The organism is Pseudomonas sp. 44 R 15, assembly GCF_900004965.1.
GTDB classification, from domain to species: Bacteria; Pseudomonadota; Gammaproteobacteria; order Pseudomonadales; family Pseudomonadaceae; genus Aquipseudomonas; species Aquipseudomonas orientalis_A.
The window spans coordinates 1-17,038 of record NZ_CVTU01000092.1 but is presented as its reverse complement, the minus strand read 5'-3'; the positions used below and the strand labels follow the sequence as shown (position 1 = coordinate 17,038).

Sequence of the window (17,038 nt, the reverse complement as noted above, 5' to 3'; positions counted from 1 at the left end):
CGTTCGGCCAGCGTGGTTTAACGGGGCGCCTGAGATCAAGATCAAAAGCAGATCAAGAGCGACTCGCTTCGCATCGTGGTTACGGTTGGGCGCTACAGAGTTGTGTAGATACCTATGCCCCGATTGGGGTCGCCTCGGTCTTCGAGGCTAGCCCCGCCCCGCTCAATTCCGTACCATTCCCCGCCTTATCCCCCGCAACTCCCTGGTACTCCATGAAGCTCACCCGTCTGCGCGCCGACGCCCTGGCCGGCCTCACCACGTCATTTGCATTGCTGCCCGAATGCATCGCCTTCGCCCTGGTGGCCCATCTCAACCCGCTGATGGGGCTCTACGGCGCTTTTATCATTTGCACCCTCACCGCGTTGTTCGGCGGCCGGCCCGGCATGGTGTCCGGTGCGGCCGGTTCCATGGCGGTGGTGATCGTGGCACTGGTGGTGCAACACGGCGTGGAATATCTGCTGGCGACCGTGCTGCTGGGCGGCTTGATCATGCTCGCGTTCGGCCTGTTGCGCCTGGGCAAGCTGGTGCGCATGGTGCCCCACTCGGTGATGCTGGGGTTCGTCAACGGCCTGGCGATTATCATTGCGCTGGCGCAGTTGGAGCACTTCAAAAGGGGTGAAGCCTGGCTCAGCGGTACACCGCTGTACGTGATGGTCGCGCTGGTCGCGGTCACCATGGCCATCGTCTACCTGCTGCCACGGCTGACCCGCGCCGTGCCGCCGGCCCTGGTGGCGATCCTCGGCGTGGGCCTGGCCGTGTACCTGCTCGGCTTGCCTACCCGCACCCTCGGCGATATGGCGCACATCGCAGGCGGCCTGCCGACCTTCGCGCTGCCGCAGATCCCTTGGACCCTGGAGACCCTTGGGATCATCGCGCCTTATGCGTTCCTGATGGCAATGGTCGGCCTGCTGGAAACACTGCTGACCCTCAACCTCACCGACGAAATCACCGAGACGCGTGGCTACCCTGACCGCGAAAGCGTGGCCCTGGGCGCTGCGAATATGGTCTCGGGCCTGTTCGGCGGCATGGGTGGTTGCGCGATGATCGGGCAAACCGTGATCAACCTCAGTTCCGGCGGGCGTGGGCGTTTCTCCGGCGTGTTTGCCGGGGTGATGATCCTGCTGTTCATTCTGTTTCTGTCGCCGCTGATCGAGCGGATTCCGCTGGCGGCCCTGGTGGGGGTGATGTTCGTGGTGTCCCAGCAGACGTTCGCCTGGGCGTCGTTGCGGGTGATCAACAAGGTGCCGCTCAATGACGTGCTGGTAATCATCGCAGTGACGGTCATCACCGTGTTCACCGACCTGGCGACCGCTGTGCTGTGCGGTATCGTCATCGCTGCACTGAATTTCGCCTGGCAACAGGCGCGTGAGCTGTATGCCGATGAACACCTGGAAGCCGACGGCAGCAAACTGTATCGCCTGCACGGCACCTTGTTCTTTGCCTCGACCACGCCGTTCCTGAATCAATTCGACCCGGCCAACGACCCGGCCCAGGTGACGCTCGACTGCCGTCACCTGAGCTTCGTCGACTATTCAGCGATTGCCGCGCTGATGACTCTGCGCGAGCGCTACAGCAAAGCGGGCAAGCATTTGCGCGTGCTGCACCTCTCGGAGCGCTGCAAGAAGCTGCTCAAGCGTGCCAGGGTTCAGCACGACTGACCTGCAGCAGCCTATGGCCCGACCAGGTTTTCGAGTTCCTGCGCCCGGGTCTGGGTCATGTCCAGCACGCAGCCGGAGCCGTTGACCTGATCGATGGTGCCGCCGGTGGCGCTGCCTGCAAAGGCGCAATTGGCGTCACGGTATTTGATCCACAGGCGCTGCAGATCCTGCAGTTGCTGCTTGCGGTTGCCTTCTTGGGCGGCCAGCGCAGTCTTGTAAGCCTTGTTCAGCCGCGCATCCTGCACCTTGGCCTCCTTGACATTGCAGCCGACCATATCGGCGGTGGTGTCCGCGCCGTCCATGCATTTGTTCAGCGCCGGGTTATCGGCGGCGGCGGCAGTGCCGCAGATGGCAAGAAGCAGGGCGCCGGCGGCGAGTGTTGTGCGAATCATCAGTGTTTTTCCTGGCATCGATGGATGTGCAGTGTATGACTCGGCGGCGCACGCTGAGTTTCCGGCCCTTATCTGAAGGTCATGTAAGAACACCCCCTGAATTTTCATGCGGCGGCGTCGGGCATATCCCACCGCGACAGCGCTTATCCCTGCGCGGTAATTACTTTCATAAAGTTTGAAAACTCTCTTCGGTAATGATTTATGAGTTTCACAACGTATTCGACGTGACCCTTTCCGAGGAGTACCGCATGGCCGCATCACCGGGCTTCGGGCTATTGGCATACGCCGCCATCGCCATCATTGCTTTGATCGTGCTGATCGCACGTTACCGGCTCAATCCGTTTATCGTCATCACCCTGGTGTCCATTGCCCTGGCGCTGATGGCCGGGATGCCGGCGGACACCATCATGGGCTCTTACGAGGCGGGCGTCGGCAAGACCCTGGGGCATATCGCCCTGGTCGTGGCGCTGGGCACCATGCTTGGCAAGATGATGGCCGAGTCCGGTGGCGCGGAGCAGGTGGCCCGTACGTTGATCAACCGTTTCGGCGAGCGTAATGCCCACTGGGCCATGGTCTGCATCGCGTTCCTGGTGGGGTTGCCGCTTTTTTTCGAGGTGGGCTTTGTGTTGCTGGTGCCGATCGCCTTCACCGTGGCGCGGCGCGTGGGCGTGTCGATCCTGATGGTCGGCCTGCCGATGGTCGCCGGCCTGTCGGTGGTGCATGCGCTGGTGCCGCCGCACCCGGCGGCGATGATGGCGGTGCTGGCGTATAACGCCTCCGTCGGGCAGACCGTGTTGTATGCGATCCTGATCGGTATTCCGACGGCGATCATCGCCGGCCCGGTCTACGCCAAATTCATCGTGCCGCACATTCACCTGCCGGCGGAAAACCCGCTGGAGCGCCAGTTTATCGAGCGCGAACCGCGTGCCCGTTTGCCGAGCTTCGCGCTGACCATGGGCACCATCCTGTTGCCGGTGGTGCTGATGATGATCGGCGGTTGGGCCAATGTGATTTCCACGCCTGGCACCGGCTTTAACCAGTTCCTGTTATTTATCGGCAACTCGGTGATCGCACTGCTGGTGGCGACCCTGGTGAGTTTCTGGACGCTGGGCCTGGCCCAGGGCTTCAACCGTGAGTCGATCCTCAAGTTCACCAATGAATGCCTGGCGCCCACGGCAAGCATCACCCTGCTGGTGGGGGCGGGCGGTGGCTTGAACCGCATCCTGGTGGATGCCGGCGTCACTAACGAAATCCTCGGCCTGGCCCATGCGTTCCAGCTGTCGCCACTGGTGATGGGCTGGTTGTTCGCCGCGCTGATGCGTATCGCCACGGGCTCAGCCACGGTGGCCATGACTACGGCGTCCGGTGTGGTGGCGCCGGTCGCTTTGGGCATGGGTTATCCACACCCTGAATTGCTGGTCTTGGCGACTGGTGCAGGTTCGGTGATCTTTTCCCACGTCAACGACGGCGGCTTCTGGCTGATCAAGGAATACTTCAATATGACGGTGATCCAGACCTTCAAGACCTGGACCGTGCTGGAAACCCTGATTTCGGTGGTGGCCTTCGGTCTGACCTACGGTCTGTCCTGCCTTTTGTAAACGGGAGCCCCATGGACATCCTCTACCAGATCCGCGCCCGTCAGGACTCTTTCAGCGCCGGCGAAGGGCGTATCGCCAGGCTGATGCTCGACGATGTGGGCTTTGCCGCGTCGGCCAGCCTGGAAGCGCTGTCGCAACGGGCCGAGGTCAGTACCGCCACCTTGTCGCGCTTTGCGCGCAGTGTCGGTTGCCGCGATTTGCGTGACCTGCGCCTGCAGTTGGCCCAGGCCAGCGGGGTTGGCAGCCGCTTCCTGGACCCGGCGGGGCTGCCGGAACAATCGGCATTTCATCGGCAGATTCTCGGAGATATCGAAGCGACGTTGCGCCAGCACCTGGCTGGCTTCAATCAGCACAGCTTTGTCGATGCGGTGAGCCTGCTGGGCAAGGCACGGATGATCCACGCGTTCGGCATGGGCGGCCCGTCGAGCCTGTGCAGCGATGAATTGCAGGTGCGGCTGGTGCGCCTGGGCTATCCGATTGCGGCCTGCCACGACCCGGTGATGATGCGGGTGACGGCCGCGACCCTGGGGCCGGAACAGGCGCTGATCGTCTGCTCGCTGAGCGGACTGACCCCCGAACTGTTGGATGTGGTGACACTGGCGCGCAACTACGACGCGCGCGTTGTCGCCATCACCCTGGCCGATTCGCCGCTGGCCGGGCTGGCGGACGTGGTGCTGCCGCTGCAACCGGCTGAAACCCATTTTATCTACAAGCCTACGGCTGCGCGCTACGGCATGCTGCTGGCCATCGACCTGCTGGCCACCGAGCTGGCGCTGGCCATGCCCGACGCTAACCAGGAACGCCTGCGCCGGATCAAACTCGCCCTGGACGATTATCGCGGCGGCCCTGACAGCCTGCCGCTTGGAGATTGAAATGACGTACGACACGCTGATTCGCCAGGCGCTGATCATTGATGGCAGCAACACGCCTGGGTACCTCGCCGATGTGGGGGTGCGCAACGGGCGTATCGAGACGATCGGCGACCTGTCGGCGGCGACGGCCGAGCATGAAGTTGACGCCACTGGCTACGTACTGGCGCCGGGCTTTGTCGATGTGCACACCCACGACGACACCGTGGTGATCCGCCACCCGCAGATGCTGCCCAAGCTCAGCCAGGGCGTGACCACGGTGATTGTCGGCAACTGTGGCATCAGCGCTTCACCTGTGAGCCTGCGTGGCAGTCCACCCGATCCGATGAACCTGTTGGGCGATGCCGAGGCGTTTGCCTACCCGCGCTTTATCGATTATCGCGCGGCGGTCGAACGCGCCCACCCCGCAGTCAATGTCGCCGCACTGATCGGCCACACGGCACTGCGCAGCAATCATATGGACGACCTGCACCGCACGGCTGCGGCGCATGAAATCGCGGCCATGCGCATGCAATTACAGGAGAGCCTTGACGCCGGTGCCCTGGGTTTATCCACAGGTCTTGCCTACGCCAGCGCATTCAATGCAGAGACCGAGGAGGTGCTGCAACTGAGCGAAGAGCTGAGCGCTTATGGCGCGGTGTACACCACGCATTTGCGCAGCGAGTTCGAGCCGGTATTGGAGGCAATGGACGAAGCGTTTTCAATCGGTCGACATGCCCGTGCGCCTGTGATTATTTCTCACCTCAAGTGCGCCGGTGCGGGGAACTGGGGGCGCAGCCCGCAACTGTTGGCGTCGCTTGAGGCGGCGGCGAAAACCCAGCCGGTGGGCTGTGATTGTTATCCCTATGCGGCCAGCTCGTCGACCCTGGACCTCAAGCAGGTCACTGACGCGTTCCGCATCACCATCACCTGGTCCACACCCCATCCTGAAATGGGCGGGCGTGACCTGCAGGACATTGCCGCCGAGTGGGGCATTGCGCTGATGGACGCCGCCCGCCGCCTGCAACCCGCCGGTGCGGTGTATTACGGAATGGATGAGGCGGATGTGCGACGTATTCTTGCGCATCCTCTGTCGATGATCGGCTCCGACGGGTTGCCCGAAGACCCGTTTCCCCACCCCCGATTATGGGGCGCGTTCCCACGGGTGCTGGGACATTTCAGTCGTGATGTCGGATTGTTCCCGTTGCACACCGCGGTGCACAAAATGACCGGGCTGTCAGCGGCGCGCTTCGGCCTGGCTGAGCGTGGCGAAATCCGTGAAGGGCACTGGGCCGACCTGGTGTTGTTCGATCCGCTGCAGGTGCGCGACAGGGCGGACTTCAAGGCGCCGCAGCGTGCAGCCGAGGGGATCGAGGGCGTCTGGGTCAACGGGGTGTTGAGCTATCGCCAGGGGCAGGCGACGGGGCAGCGATCGGGGCGTTTTTTGGTGCGCAGCGGGGATTTGCGTCAGGGCTTCGGGCTGGCGTCGGGCACATGAATTAACGTTTTTCGGCGGTGGATAACGTGTCGGAATATGCCCAATGAGCGCTTACAAAAAGCGGATTGAGTGTGCGCAGCCGCTCTCTAAGATGAGCAGGTCGCTTCCGGAGAATCCGTATGAATACTCAATCCATAAGCTCCAGTCATGTCGGTAACCTTCCTGTCTCTGTCCCTGCTTCGACCACCGGTGCCGCACCTGGCGCCACGCTGAATTCAGGCGCCGATGCGGTATCGGCGTTCCCCTTTCCCCGCGATACCCTCAAAGGCTGGATCCAGGAAAAAGTCTGGAACGAGACCAATCAATGGGTCGATCCGGACAAGGTTTACCTGCATCGCTTCTCACCCGCCGCCAGCACCCGCAACGGCAGTGCCGTCACAGGCTGGGAGCATCGTGCAAAGCCCGAGTCGTCGATGACACTCACCGAGGCCGTCGCCAGTAATTTTTTCTCGGCCGAACGCTACGGGATGGCCGGCAAGGCCCAGGCCGTGGCGCACTTCATGTCTTCGAACACCAGCCCGTTTTCGCTGTTCGACAGCGAGAGTGTGCCGGATTTTTTCAGCCGGCTCGGCCGTCTGGTGCAGGATCGAACGGGGCCGGGTTATCTCTATTCGAAAATTCATGACGATGTGCCCAATGCCAGGGAGACGTGGCGGGACCTGGATTCAGTCTATGGCCTCTACCTGGATGGCCCGGGCAAGGGCAAGTACGATGCGGACAATCAACTGCGAATCAAGCCCAGTGAGTTATTGAAGCTGGTCCGAGAGGGCGATCTGCAGAAAAAAGTGACCGCCAGGCTGGATGAATTCTGGACGCAGCATGGCAGTGAATGGCGGGCGTTGGCCAAGCAACAGTTTGTGATGGAGGCCCGTGCCGCGCGCGCCCTCAACCAGCAGGACCCCAGTCAGGGGCTCAGCCCGCAGGCCTACGCCGGTGTCATGAAGGCCGCCGCGCCCAATGTGCCGCTCGAAGGGCCGGTCACGAAAGCGCAGTTGCAGGCAGAGGCCGCGCCAGGGGGGGACGTCAAGGCGTTATGCTTCGACATCAATGGCTATCGATCCAACGACATCCTGCGTTTTGTGACCAAGGATGGCGCTGAAACCTTGTGTTTTCCGGGGGGCAAGCCTGCCTTCAAAACATTCAAGGACCGCGCCGCAGTGGATCAATGGGTGGTGGAGCAGAGCAGGGACCCTGTCAAGGCAGCGGCGCTGGAAGAGCATTTTGCGTTGCGTGACCGCCAGCAGGGTGTATTCGGTGCCCTGAGTGTCAACGGCGTAGACAGTACCTTTAATAAGATCGGCACGGGCGCGATGGCGGCCAATGACAGTCACATCAACACCCGCAACGTCCCGATTGGCGGCGATGTGTTCACCTTCATGGCCAATCAGACACGTCAGCGTATCAACGACGACGCAGACACTGAAATGAAGTCCAACGCCGAAGTCTACAAGGACGATGCGTTAGGCATGCTGCAAGCGGGCAACGCGGTGTTTTCCATTCCCATGGCATTGCTCGGTCCGATTGGCCTCGCCCTGGGCGCTACCTCATACGGGGTTCAAGTGGGCATGGAAATCGACCAGGCCGTTGAAGGCGACACCCAGGCCGAGCGCAAAAGCGGTTTGCATGCCGCCGTAACGGATGTGGCGACCATGGCGTTTTTCCATGCACTGGGCAAGGCCGCCCCCACTGAGGGCGACTCCACTGGCCAGGCAGGCGCACAAACGACGCAAGGTGAAACCGTCGGCGCGAGCGGTGATAAACCGTTTTTCAACTATCGGCGGGTGAACGGGCAAATCGGTGTGCTGATGAGCCCCAATCAGCCACCTCGATTACCCGCCGTGCAGGAGGGCCAAGTGAACCCCTTATGGGATTCATCCATGGACATCTACCTGCTGCCGGGTTCCAAGCGTCCCCTGGTACCGCCCACCTATGAAATAGTGGCAGACGCTCCGGTCACGCCCAAGAAACCGAGAATCGACGAGTCTGAAACCGAGCTGTCGGACGATGAGCGCTCGCCTTCTTCCGTCGACTCCAACGCCACATCGTCCGGGGATTATGAGGCGTATGACGATGACAGCGTGCTCAAGACCAATCCGTTCAAAGCCAGCGTCAGCCTGCCTGCCGGTGGGTATTTCAACAGTCGTGGCATGATTGAGCGCACTGACGTGCCGAAGTTGTATCGCGTCGAAAAGGCCGACCGCGTAGAGCGTCGGGGCGATCCGGAAGATACGGGGTTTCGCGATTCGAATTTCTTCTCCGGTCCGGAAAAGATGATGGATGGCAACGTCGTGGTCGCCTCCCGCTCAAAGGAGGCGGCGAAGTACTTTGGTGAAACCGAATTCGCCGGCCAATACAACCTTTACGAAATCGACAGTCGCGGCATTCCCGTCGTGTCCTTCAATGAAAATATCGACGCCAATCCCCAGTTCGTCGAAGCGCGCCAGTGTGTGGCGTCAGGCACTATTGAACGCCTGCGCAACGAAGGCCGCTTGCGCGAGTTTGCCAACGACGCTTATCAGTTCGATGAAGTGCATGTGGACAATGATCAGTTGTCCAGCGCGAGGATCACCAGGCTTTCCCGTCACTGAGTGTGTTTCATTTTGGCGGTCTGTTGAGCTAGGGTGGATGTTCGCCTGTAGCGAAAAGTGTTTACCTGGACTTGGAGAGTCACATGCACTTAGGAAAAGTCACCCCCATCCTGCGGATTTTCGACGAGGCCAAGGCGTTGGAATTCTACGTCGACTTCCTGGGGTTCAAAGTGGACTGGCAGCATCGCTTCGAGGCCAATTTTCCGTTGTACCTGCAGGTGTCGCTGGGTGAGTGCGTGCTGCATTTGTCCGAGCATCATGGCGATGCGTCGCCGGGCGCTGCGGTGCGGATACAGGCGCAAGGAATAGACGCTTATCAGCAGCAATTGCAGGCCAGGAACTACCGTTACGCCAAGCCTGATGTGGAGCAGACCCCCTGGGGCTCGCGGGAGATGAGCATCAAGGACCCGTTTGGGAATCGGGTGGTGTTTGTCGAGGAAGGGGAGGGCTGAGGTAAATCGCAGGCAATAAAAAACCGCCTTAGTAGGGCGGTTTTTTTTTGCAATCCAGTTAGTGGCTGGATTGCTATCATCAAAGATGCATTGACCTGCAGGCGGATATTAACCCTGGTCTTATCATCACGCAAGATTGAACGATGTCCTGATCCACCTTCTTGTCTAAGTTTGCACGACGTGCGTGGAACCTCGTAGTGAATGCCGTGCATGTTTATCATGTTTGGAAATTCCTACGGGACAGCTTCGATGACCTTTAAGGTCTAATGAAGTGGAGCCGCCTCGGTTTAGATCGAGGCGGCTTTTTGTTTTTTACACCCGGAAATGACTGACCATCTGCTGCAACTGACTACCCAAACGCGCCAATTCCACGCTCGACTTGGCCGTCTCGTCACTGGCCGTAGCGGTCTGCTCGGATACATCGCGCACATTAACGATGCTGCGGCTGATCTCTTCGGCCACGGCGCTCTGCTGTTCGGCGGCCGCTGCAATCTGCTGGTTCATCGACTGGATGTTCGACACTGTACGGGTGATGTTTTCCAGGGATGCACCGGCTTTGCGCGTGAGGTCCACGCTGCTGTCGGTCAGGCTGCGGCTGTTATTCATCGCGTTGGCCACTTGCTGGGTACCGTTCTGCAAGCCGGCAACCAGGCCTTCGATTTCCTCGGTGGATTTCTGCGTACGCTGGGCCAGGCCACGCACTTCGTCGGCCACCACGGCGAACCCACGACCGGCTTCACCGGCACGGGCTGCTTCAATCGCCGCGTTGAGGGCCAGCAGGTTGGTCTGTTCGGCCACGGCCTTGATCACATCCATCACACTGCCGATCTTGTTGCTCTCTTGTTGCAGGTGGGTCATGGCGTCGGTAGAGCGTGCCACTTCGGCCGCCAGGCGTTCGATCTGGGCGATGGCCTCGGCCACCACCTTGTCGCCCGCGCGGGCCTGACCATCAGCATCGGCAGCGGCCAGGGAGGCCTGTTCGGCGTTGCGTGCCACTTCCTGCACGGTGGCGGTCATTTCATGCATCGCCGTGGCGACCTGGTCGGTCTCGATCTTCTGGCTGTTGACGCCGGCGCTGGTTTGCTCGGTCACGGCTGAGAGTTCCTCGGCCGCGCTGGCGATCTGGGTCACGCCGTCACGAATGCCGCTGATCAGTTCACGCAAGGTGGTGCCCATGCGCTGGATGCCTTGTTGCAACACACCCAGTTCATCACGGCGGGTGACCTGGATGTTGTGGCTCAGGTCGCCGGAGGCAATGCGCTCGACGACAGCCAGGGTGTCTTGCAGCGGGCGGGTGATCTGGCGGGTGATGACCCAGGCCGCGATGATGCCCACCAGCAGGGCCAGCAACGTGCTGATTAATTGCAGGCTGCGGGCCTGGGCGCTTTCGGCGTCGCGGCGTTCCAGCTGGATGTCGTAGAGCTTGTCGCTGATGGTGACGATATCGGCGCCCTGAGTGGTCATTTCAGCGCGGGCGGCCACGATGTTGGCGTTGGCGGCTTTATAGCTTTGTACCGCGCTGCGATAGGCACCCAGTGCGGTTTCCAGCGCGCTCAGCGCGGCCTGTTGGCTGCTGCCGAAGACGGCATTGAGGCTTTTCAGGCCGGCGATGGTTTTTTCGATTTGTGCGGCGGCACGGGCTTCGTTTTCTGCGTTGACGTTGTTGGTGTAACCACGCACTTCGTAGCGCGCCAGCAAGAACTCTTCCTTGGCATTGGACACGGCCTGGAACTGTGCGAAACGTTCCGGGCTGTCGGGCATCTGCTGCACGCTAGTGTCCAGTGCATTGATTTGTGCGTTGGCGATGTCGGCCTTGTCGCCCATGACCTGGCGTGCAGCGTTGCCGTTGCGATAGGCCTCGCGCATTTTGTTCAACGACTGCTGATACGCCGTAATGACGGCTTTCTGTTGATTGAGCAGCTTGACGTTTTCAGGGCTCTTGAAGCTGTCCAGCAGCTTTTGTTGCTTGGCGGCAAAGGCGTCAAGGCTGGTTTGCACGTTCTGCGCCACTTCTTCATCGCCGTTGGCCAGCATATATTGCAGGCGCACAATACGCAGTTTGGTCAGTGAGGCGTTGAGCTGAGTGATGTCGCTCATCCAGTTGCTGCGATCGATCAGGCCGCCCAGGCTGGTCCAGCCGGTGAGTGCCAGGATCGAGGTGAGGACAAGCACCAGGCCGAAGCCCAGGCCCAGTTTGAGGTTGACGCTGATGTTACCGAACCAGCTGTTCATCTAATGCTCCGCAAGAGTGATGTCTGTTCGCTGGACGATGTTGTTTTGTTGGAGCCAGCCAAAGTGTGTAGCGCTGTATCGGCGGCAGGGCGTGAATCTGAAATACTTTTATCGGCGCAGTGAAAAAACGTTGCAGGTGCGGTAATGGAAGCGGGTGTGCGGGGCTCATCACGCGTCGGACTTGTGTGCTAGTCTGCGGGCCCTTTTAGTTTTGGATGGCGCAGTAAACAGCGTTGTCCTACAGCGGAGCCTCTTCATGTCCGAAGTTAATCTGTCCACCGACGAAACCCGCGTCAGCTACGGTATCGGCCGTCAGTTGGGCGACCAACTGCGCGACAACCCGCCGCCGGGCGTAAGCCTGGACGCGATCCTGGCCGGCCTGACCGATGCGTTCGCAGGCAAGCCAAGCCGTGTTGACCAGGAGCAAATGGCGGCCAGCTTCAAGGTGATCCGCGAAATCATGCAAGCCGAAGCCGCTGCCAAGGCTGAAGCTGCCGCAGGTGCGGGCCTGGCATTCCTGGCTGAAAACGCCAAGCGTGACGGCATCACCACACTGGCTTCCGGCCTGCAATTTGAAGTCCTGACAGCCGGTGATGGCGCCAAGCCAACCCGTGAAGATCAAGTGCGCACTCACTACCACGGCACGCTGATCGACGGCACGGTGTTCGACAGTTCCTACGAGCGCGGTCAGCCTGCAGAATTCCCGGTTGGCGGCGTGATCGCCGGCTGGACCGAAGCCCTGCAACTTATGAATGCCGGCAGCAAATGGCGTCTCTATGTGCCGAGCGAACTGGCTTACGGCGCGCAAGGCGTTGGCAGCATCCCGCCGCACAGCGTTCTGGTGTTCGACGTCGAGCTGCTCGACGTTCTGTAAGACCTGCTGATTACCGGTTGGGGCGAACCTGTTCACCCCAACCGGGTTTTGCGCGGTGGCTCATGGGTGAAACTTGCCATTGAGGTCCGTTGCCGGGCGCAACGCTCGGGCATAGCAGAACAGAAACAAGTTACGCACCACCTCTTTCAGCACACCGGGTTCACTTGAACTCAGGCCATTCACGTCCAGGTCGCCCTGGTCCTGCAGCTCATTCAGCGCTTCTTCTTCCAGCACCGCACAGACTTCGCCGGTTTCCCGATGCAGGATTCGCAGGTACGGATGTGGACGGTCCAGCCAGGCATCTATCAAATAAGTCATGGTCGTTCTCCTTGATGGGTTTCAATGAGAATAATTCTTATTCGTAGAATAGCAAGTGTCTATTGGCGGTTTATGATTTTTTGTGTGGGTATTTGAGACAGGTCAACGGGAGGGCAAAGCGCCATCCCGCAGCGGGTGCGGGATGGATGCAGCAGATTCAGACTTTGCGCACGAACTCGGACTTGAGCTTCATCGGACCGATGCCGTCAATCTTGCAGTCGATATCGTGGTCGCCGTCGCACAGGCGGATATTCTTGACCTTGGTGCCGACCTTGACCACCAGGGAAGTGCCCTTGACCTTGAGGTCCTTGATCACGGTGATCGTGTCGCCGTCCTGCAGGACATTGCCCACAGAGTCCTTCTTCACGGTTTCATCGCCCGCTGCTTCGGTCTCGCCAGTGGCGCACCATTCATGGGCGCATTCCGGGCAGACCAACTGGGTGCCGTCTTCGTAGGTGTATTCGGAATTGCATTTCGGGCAGGGTGGCAACGTGCTCACTAAAGCTCCTTGAGAGTCAGGATGGCTAAAAGTCGCACATTATATAGGGTTTTGTGGCCTTGCAGGCTGTATGAAATTCAAATGTGGGAGGGGGCTTTCCCCCGATTGCGGTCTGTCAGCCACCTTATACATTGGCTGAGCTACTGCTATCGGGGGCAAGCCCCCTCCCACAGGGTCCTGCGGCGCTGGTGCTTTAGTGAGTGCGGGCGACCGCAAACTCACTCAGCTCCACCAGGGCATCCCGGTATTCGCTGGCGGGCAGGGCGTCCAGGCACTTGATCGCACGGGCGACATAATCACGCGCCAACTGCGCGGTGTACTCCAGCGAGCCTGACGCCTCGACGGCCGCACGGATGGCCTCCAGGTCTTCGATGCCGCCTTTCTGGATCGCCTTGCGCACCAGTGCAGCCTGTTCCGGCGTGCCTTCGCGCATGGTGTAGATCAGCGGCAAGGTCGGCTTGCCCTCGGCCAGGTCGTCACCGACGTTCTTGCCCAGGGTTTCGGCGTCGCCCTTGTAGTCGAGCAGGTCATCCACCAGCTGGAACGCCACGCCCAGGTGATCGCCAAAGGTGCGCAGGGCCTCGGCCTGTTCGGCAGTGGCGCCGCACAGTGCCGCGGCGCTGTGGGTGGAGGCTTCGAAGAGCATCGCGGTCTTGCCGCGAATCACTTCCATGTAGGTTTCTTCGGTGGTGCTGGCGTCGCGTACCTTCGACAGCTGCAGCACTTCGCCTTCGGCGATGATGCGCGTGGCCTGTGAAAGAATTTTCATCACCGGCATCGAGCCCAGTTCAACCATCATTTCGAACGAGCGCGAGTACAGGAAGTCGCCCACCAGCACGCTTGGCGCGTTGCCCCACATGGCATTGGCGGTCTCGCGGCCACGGCGCATGCCGGACATGTCGACCACGTCGTCATGCAGCAGGGTGGCGGTGTGCAGGAATTCGATGGTGGCGGCCAGCAGGCGCAGGTCATCGCCTTCGCGGCCCAGGGCCTTGCCGCACAGCAACACTAATAAAGGACGCAGACGCTTACCGCCCGCCGACGTAATATAGTCGCCAATTTTGGAGACCAGCGGCACTTTGGACGTCAGCTGCTGCTTGATGATGCCGTCGACGGCGCTAAAATCGTCCGCGACCGCGCGGTAGAAAGCTTGGGGTTGCATCAGCGACAGTCGCTCCAGAAGGGTTGCGCGGCATGCTAGGACCCTGACCCCCGGGTGTCAAGGCGCGATAGACGGCCCCTTGCAACACCCATTTACCTTGCGTACAATCGCGCACCCTGAACTTCCTGGGCAGCACCTGCCTTACGCAATTGCATTCGGGACGTCCATCCCATGCAGCCATGCCAGCCAATACCTCTTCTTATAAAGCGCTGGGTGAGCAGGATTATCGGAGAAATACCATGTCGTACGCAGTAATTGTTACTGGTGGCAAGCAATACAAAGTCGCCCCAGGTGAATACCTGAAGATCGAAAAACTGGAAATCGCCACTGGCGAATCCGTGACGTTTGATCGCGTTCTGTTGGTCGCCAATGGCGATGACGTGAACATCGGCGCTCCAGTTGTTGCTGGCGCTACCGTTGTGGCTGAAGTGATCTCCCAAGGTCGTCACGATAAAGTCCGCATCATCAAGTTCCGTCGTCGTAAGCACCACATGAAGCGTATGGGCCACCGCCAGTGGTACACCGAGATCAAAATCACCGGTATTCAGGCTTAATTTCAGCCTAATTCCTCACTAGGAGAATTGACTCATGGCACACAAAAAAGCTGGTGGTAGTACCCGTAACGGTCGCGACTCAGAAGCCAAACGCCTTGGCGTGAAGATGTATGGCGGCCAGAAAATCATTCCGGGCAACATCATCGTGCGTCAGCGCGGCACCCAATTCCACGCCGGTTACGGTGTTGGCATGGGTAAGGATCACACCCTCTTCGCGAAAATCGAAGGCGTGATCAAGTTTGAAGTAAAAGGCGCGTTCAACCGCCGTTACGTGAGCGTTGTCGCCGCTTAATTGCGCGATCGCTGGAAAAGCCCTGTCTCGCGACGGGGCTTTTTCGTTTATGGGGTGAGTCTCTTGCAAAGCTGTTTGTGATGGGCTCCGGGGCTGGATTTGCGGTCGCTGATTGAGGTCGCTACGCTCATTTTTGCAAGAGTCTTATGTCTTGGTTTCTTAAGCTCGTCCGTGCGGCGAGAGGCGTTTTGTTATGAAGTTCGTTGATGAAGTTTCCATCCGAGTAAAAGCAGGCGACGGCGGTAACGGTTGCATGAGTTTCCGTCGCGAAAAGTTCATTGAAAACGGTGGCCCCAACGGCGGTGACGGCGGTGACGGCGGTTCCATCTACATGATGGCCGACGAAAACCTCAACACCCTGGTCGACTACCGTTACACCCGGCACTTTGATGCCGAGCGTGGCTCCAACGGCGGCAGCACCGACTGCACCGGTAAAAAAGGCGAAGACCTGGTACTGCGCGTACCGGTCGGTACCACGATCATCGACTCCGCGACCCAGGAAGTGATCGGCGACCTGACCAAGGCCGGCCAGAAGCTGATGGTGGTGCAGGGCGGCTGGCACGGTCTGGGTAACACCCGATTCAAGTCCAGTACCAACCGTGCACCACGCCAGACCACCCCGGGCAAGCCGGGCGAGCAGCGCGACCTCAAGCTGGAAATGAAAGTGCTCGCCGACGTAGGCCTGCTGGGCCTGCCGAACGCCGGTAAAAGTACCTTCATCCGCTCGGTCTCGGCCGCCAAGCCGAAAGTCGCCGACTACCCGTTCACCACCCTGGTACCCAACCTGGGCGTGGTCAGCGTCGACCGCTGGAAGAGCTTTGTGATCGCCGACATTCCTGGCCTGATCGAAGGCGCTTCCGACGGCGCAGGCCTTGGGATTCGCTTCCTCAAGCACTTGTCGCGCACGCGTTTGCTGCTGCACCTCGTCGACATGGCGCCACTGGATGACACCAGTGCAGCCGACGCCGCCGAAGTGATCGTCAGCGAGCTGACCAAGTTCAGCCCGGCCCTGGCCGAGCGTGACCGTTGGCTGGTGCTGAACAAGTGCGACCAGATCCTTGAGGAAGAGCACGAAGAGCGCGTCAAGGAAATCGTCGATCGCCTGGAGTGGGAAGGTCCGGTGTACGTGATCTCGGCCATCGCCAAAGAAGGCACCGAGCGCCTGACCCGCGACATCATGCGCTACCTGGAAGACCGCGCCGACCGCCTGGCGGCCGACCCGGTATTCAAGGCCGAGCTGGCCGAGCTCGACCAGCAGATCGAAGACGAAGCCCGTGCCCAGCTGCAAGCGCTGGACGACCAGCGTGCCCTGCGCCGCAGCGGCGTGAAGTCGGTGCATGACATCGGCGACGATGACTGGGACGAAGAAGACGTGGATGATGAGGACGGCCCGGAAATCATTTACGTGCGCGACTGATTCGTTGCGATAAACTTGAACGCCGCTCCCTTGGAGCGGCGTTTTGGTATCCGGGTATAACGTTATGGGCGGCGCTGGGTCGCGCGGCCCTCACTCTAAGGTTGAAGATGATGCGGAGCAAAGTGACAGGTGCGCAGCGCTGGGTCGTGAAGATCGGCAGTGCGTTGCTGACAGCGGATGGCAAGGGGTTGGACCGTGCCGCCATGAGCGTCTGGGTCGAGCAGATGGTGGCCTTGCATGAGGCCGGAGTCGAGTTGGTGCTGGTATCGTCCGGGGCAGTTGCCGCCGGAATGAGCCGCCTCGGCTGGACCGCGCGACCCAGCGCGATGCACGAACTGCAAGCCGCCGCCGCCATCGGCCAGATGGGCCTGGTGCAAGCCTGGGAGTCCAGCTTTGCCGAGCACGGTCGCCACACGGCGCAGATCCTGCTGACCCATGACGACCTGTCCGACCGCAAGCGTTACCTCAACGCCCGCAGTACCCTGCGCGCGCTGGTGGAGCTCAAGGTCATCCCGGTGATCAACGAGAACGACACCGTGGTCACCGACGAAATCCGTTTCGGCGACAACGACACCCTCGCCGCGCTGGTAGCCAACCTGGTGGAAGCCGACCTGCTGGTGATCCTCACCGACCGCGACGGCATGTTCGACGCTGAC

General features: G+C 60.4%; 15 protein-coding genes and 2 pseudogenes. 11 read left to right on the top strand and 6 right to left on the bottom strand.

Annotated elements, in window-relative coordinates; translation table 11 throughout:
- The first annotated feature begins 212 nt into the window (after nucleotides 1-212).
- Nucleotides 213-1,658 (top strand): SulP family inorganic anion transporter, encoded by a 1,446-nt coding sequence (locus BFP93_RS14640; RefSeq protein ID WP_065893662.1) that lies wholly within the window; start codon nucleotides 213-215, stop codon nucleotides 1,656-1,658.
- Between the two features lie 11 nt (nucleotides 1,659-1,669).
- Here BFP93_RS14640 and BFP93_RS14635 read toward each other — a convergent pair whose 3' ends face one another.
- Nucleotides 1,670-2,050 carry a lysozyme inhibitor LprI family protein gene (locus tag BFP93_RS14635; protein ID WP_065893661.1) on the bottom strand — a complete coding sequence of 127 codons (381 nt, stop codon included), beginning with the start codon at nucleotides 2,048-2,050 and terminating at the stop codon, nucleotides 1,670-1,672.
- Nucleotides 2,051-2,244: 194 nt separating this feature from the next.
- On the opposite strand from BFP93_RS14635, the gene BFP93_RS14630 reads away from it, so the two are divergent.
- The 5 genes from BFP93_RS14630 to BFP93_RS14610 all read left to right on the top strand — a co-directional run bounded on the left by BFP93_RS14630 (nucleotide 2,245) and on the right by BFP93_RS14610 (nucleotide 9,034).
- The gene (locus tag BFP93_RS14630; RefSeq protein WP_065893660.1) at nucleotides 2,245-3,648 is read left to right on the top strand and encodes a GntT/GntP/DsdX family permease; all 1,404 of its coding nucleotides are present in this window, start codon (nucleotides 2,245-2,247) and stop codon (nucleotides 3,646-3,648) included.
- Nucleotides 3,649-3,659: 11 nt separating this feature from the next.
- Complete coding sequence (locus tag BFP93_RS14625) at nucleotides 3,660-4,520, top strand: MurR/RpiR family transcriptional regulator (protein ID WP_065893659.1); 861 nt, start codon at nucleotides 3,660-3,662, stop codon at nucleotides 4,518-4,520.
- A gap of 1 nt (nucleotide 4,521) precedes the next feature.
- Complete coding sequence (locus BFP93_RS14620; protein ID WP_065893658.1) at nucleotides 4,522-5,994, top strand: N-acyl-D-amino-acid deacylase family protein; 1,473 nt, start codon at nucleotides 4,522-4,524, stop codon at nucleotides 5,992-5,994.
- Nucleotides 5,995-6,113: 119 nt separating this feature from the next.
- On the top strand, nucleotides 6,114-8,582 hold the full coding sequence (locus tag BFP93_RS14615) for a dermonecrotic toxin domain-containing protein (protein ID WP_065893657.1): 2,469 nt from the start codon (nucleotides 6,114-6,116) through the stop codon (nucleotides 8,580-8,582).
- Nucleotides 8,583-8,665: 83 nt separating this feature from the next.
- Nucleotides 8,666-9,034, top strand: a complete 369-nt coding sequence (locus tag BFP93_RS14610; protein WP_065893656.1) for a glyoxalase superfamily protein — start codon at nucleotides 8,666-8,668, stop codon at nucleotides 9,032-9,034.
- 312 nt (nucleotides 9,035-9,346) lie between these two features.
- Here BFP93_RS14610 and BFP93_RS29700 read toward each other — a convergent pair.
- Together BFP93_RS29700 and BFP93_RS29695 are read right to left on the bottom strand one after the other, a co-directional pair.
- Nucleotides 9,347-9,940, bottom strand: a pseudogene (locus tag BFP93_RS29700) (methyl-accepting chemotaxis protein); the annotation flags it as partial.
- Nucleotides 9,941-10,249: 309 nt separating this feature from the next.
- Nucleotides 10,250-11,266: pseudogene (locus tag BFP93_RS29695) on the bottom strand (methyl-accepting chemotaxis protein); the annotation flags it as partial.
- 256 nt (nucleotides 11,267-11,522) lie between these two features.
- Between BFP93_RS29695 and BFP93_RS14600 the strand changes: the two are divergent.
- The gene (locus BFP93_RS14600) at nucleotides 11,523-12,140 is read left to right on the top strand and encodes an FKBP-type peptidyl-prolyl cis-trans isomerase (RefSeq protein ID WP_003176055.1); all 618 of its coding nucleotides are present in this window, start codon (nucleotides 11,523-11,525) and stop codon (nucleotides 12,138-12,140) included.
- 60 nt (nucleotides 12,141-12,200) lie between these two features.
- On the opposite strand, the gene BFP93_RS14595 is transcribed toward BFP93_RS14600, so the two are convergent.
- The 3 genes from BFP93_RS14595 to BFP93_RS14585 form a co-directional block, all read right to left on the bottom strand.
- The gene (locus tag BFP93_RS14595) at nucleotides 12,201-12,458 is read right to left on the bottom strand and encodes a PA4570 family protein (RefSeq protein ID WP_005791321.1); all 258 of its coding nucleotides are present in this window, start codon (nucleotides 12,456-12,458) and stop codon (nucleotides 12,201-12,203) included.
- 157 nt (nucleotides 12,459-12,615) lie between these two features.
- Complete coding sequence (locus tag BFP93_RS14590) at nucleotides 12,616-12,957, bottom strand: zinc ribbon domain-containing protein YjdM (RefSeq protein ID WP_065893654.1); 342 nt, start codon at nucleotides 12,955-12,957, stop codon at nucleotides 12,616-12,618.
- Nucleotides 12,958-13,150: 193 nt separating this feature from the next.
- Nucleotides 13,151-14,119 (bottom strand): polyprenyl synthetase family protein, encoded by a 969-nt coding sequence (locus BFP93_RS14585; protein WP_065883534.1) that lies wholly within the window; start codon nucleotides 14,117-14,119, stop codon nucleotides 13,151-13,153.
- Between the two features lie 239 nt (nucleotides 14,120-14,358).
- Between BFP93_RS14585 and rplU the strand changes: the two genes are divergently transcribed.
- From rplU to proB, 4 genes are all read left to right on the top strand, one after another.
- A complete protein-coding gene (gene rplU / locus BFP93_RS14580) occupies nucleotides 14,359-14,673 on the top strand; it encodes a 50S ribosomal protein L21 (RefSeq protein ID WP_003176051.1) in 315 nt (104 codons plus the stop codon).
- 34 nt (nucleotides 14,674-14,707) lie between these two features.
- A complete protein-coding gene (rpmA, locus tag BFP93_RS14575; RefSeq protein ID WP_003176049.1) occupies nucleotides 14,708-14,965 on the top strand; it encodes a 50S ribosomal protein L27 in 258 nt (85 codons plus the stop codon).
- Nucleotides 14,966-15,158: 193 nt separating this feature from the next.
- Nucleotides 15,159-16,382, top strand: a complete 1,224-nt coding sequence (gene cgtA / locus BFP93_RS14570) for an Obg family GTPase CgtA (RefSeq protein WP_065883536.1) — start codon at nucleotides 15,159-15,161, stop codon at nucleotides 16,380-16,382.
- Nucleotides 16,383-16,492: 110 nt separating this feature from the next.
- The coding region (gene proB, locus BFP93_RS14565; protein WP_065893653.1) for a glutamate 5-kinase at nucleotides 16,493-17,038 on the top strand (546 nt) is incomplete at its 3' end.

Excerpts from the sequence above, each read along its gene's own strand:
- BFP93_RS14640 (WP_065893662.1), top strand. The coding sequence starts at position 213 with ATGAAGCTCACCCGTCTGCGCGCCGACGCCCTGGCCGGCCTCACCACG.
- BFP93_RS14635 (WP_065893661.1), bottom strand. The coding sequence starts at position 2,050 with ATGATTCGCACAACACTCGCCGCCGGCGCCCTGCTTCTTGCCATCTGC.
- BFP93_RS14630 (WP_065893660.1), top strand. The coding sequence starts at position 2,245 with ATGATTTATGAGTTTCACAACGTATTCGACGTGACCCTTTCCGAGGAG.
- BFP93_RS14625 (WP_065893659.1), top strand. The coding sequence starts at position 3,660 with ATGGACATCCTCTACCAGATCCGCGCCCGTCAGGACTCTTTCAGCGCC.
- BFP93_RS14620 (WP_065893658.1), top strand. The coding sequence starts at position 4,522 with ATGACGTACGACACGCTGATTCGCCAGGCGCTGATCATTGATGGCAGC.
- BFP93_RS14615 (WP_065893657.1), top strand. The coding sequence starts at position 6,114 with ATGAATACTCAATCCATAAGCTCCAGTCATGTCGGTAACCTTCCTGTC.
- BFP93_RS14610 (WP_065893656.1), top strand. The coding sequence starts at position 8,666 with ATGCACTTAGGAAAAGTCACCCCCATCCTGCGGATTTTCGACGAGGCC.
- BFP93_RS14600 (WP_003176055.1), top strand. The coding sequence starts at position 11,523 with ATGTCCGAAGTTAATCTGTCCACCGACGAAACCCGCGTCAGCTACGGT.
- BFP93_RS14595 (WP_005791321.1), bottom strand. The coding sequence starts at position 12,458 with ATGACTTATTTGATAGATGCCTGGCTGGACCGTCCACATCCGTACCTG.
- BFP93_RS14585 (WP_065883534.1), bottom strand. The coding sequence starts at position 14,119 with ATGCAACCCCAAGCTTTCTACCGCGCGGTCGCGGACGATTTTAGCGCC.
- rplU (WP_003176051.1), top strand. The coding sequence starts at position 14,359 with ATGTCGTACGCAGTAATTGTTACTGGTGGCAAGCAATACAAAGTCGCC.
- rpmA (WP_003176049.1), top strand. The coding sequence starts at position 14,708 with ATGGCACACAAAAAAGCTGGTGGTAGTACCCGTAACGGTCGCGACTCA.
- cgtA (WP_065883536.1), top strand. The coding sequence starts at position 15,159 with ATGAAGTTCGTTGATGAAGTTTCCATCCGAGTAAAAGCAGGCGACGGC.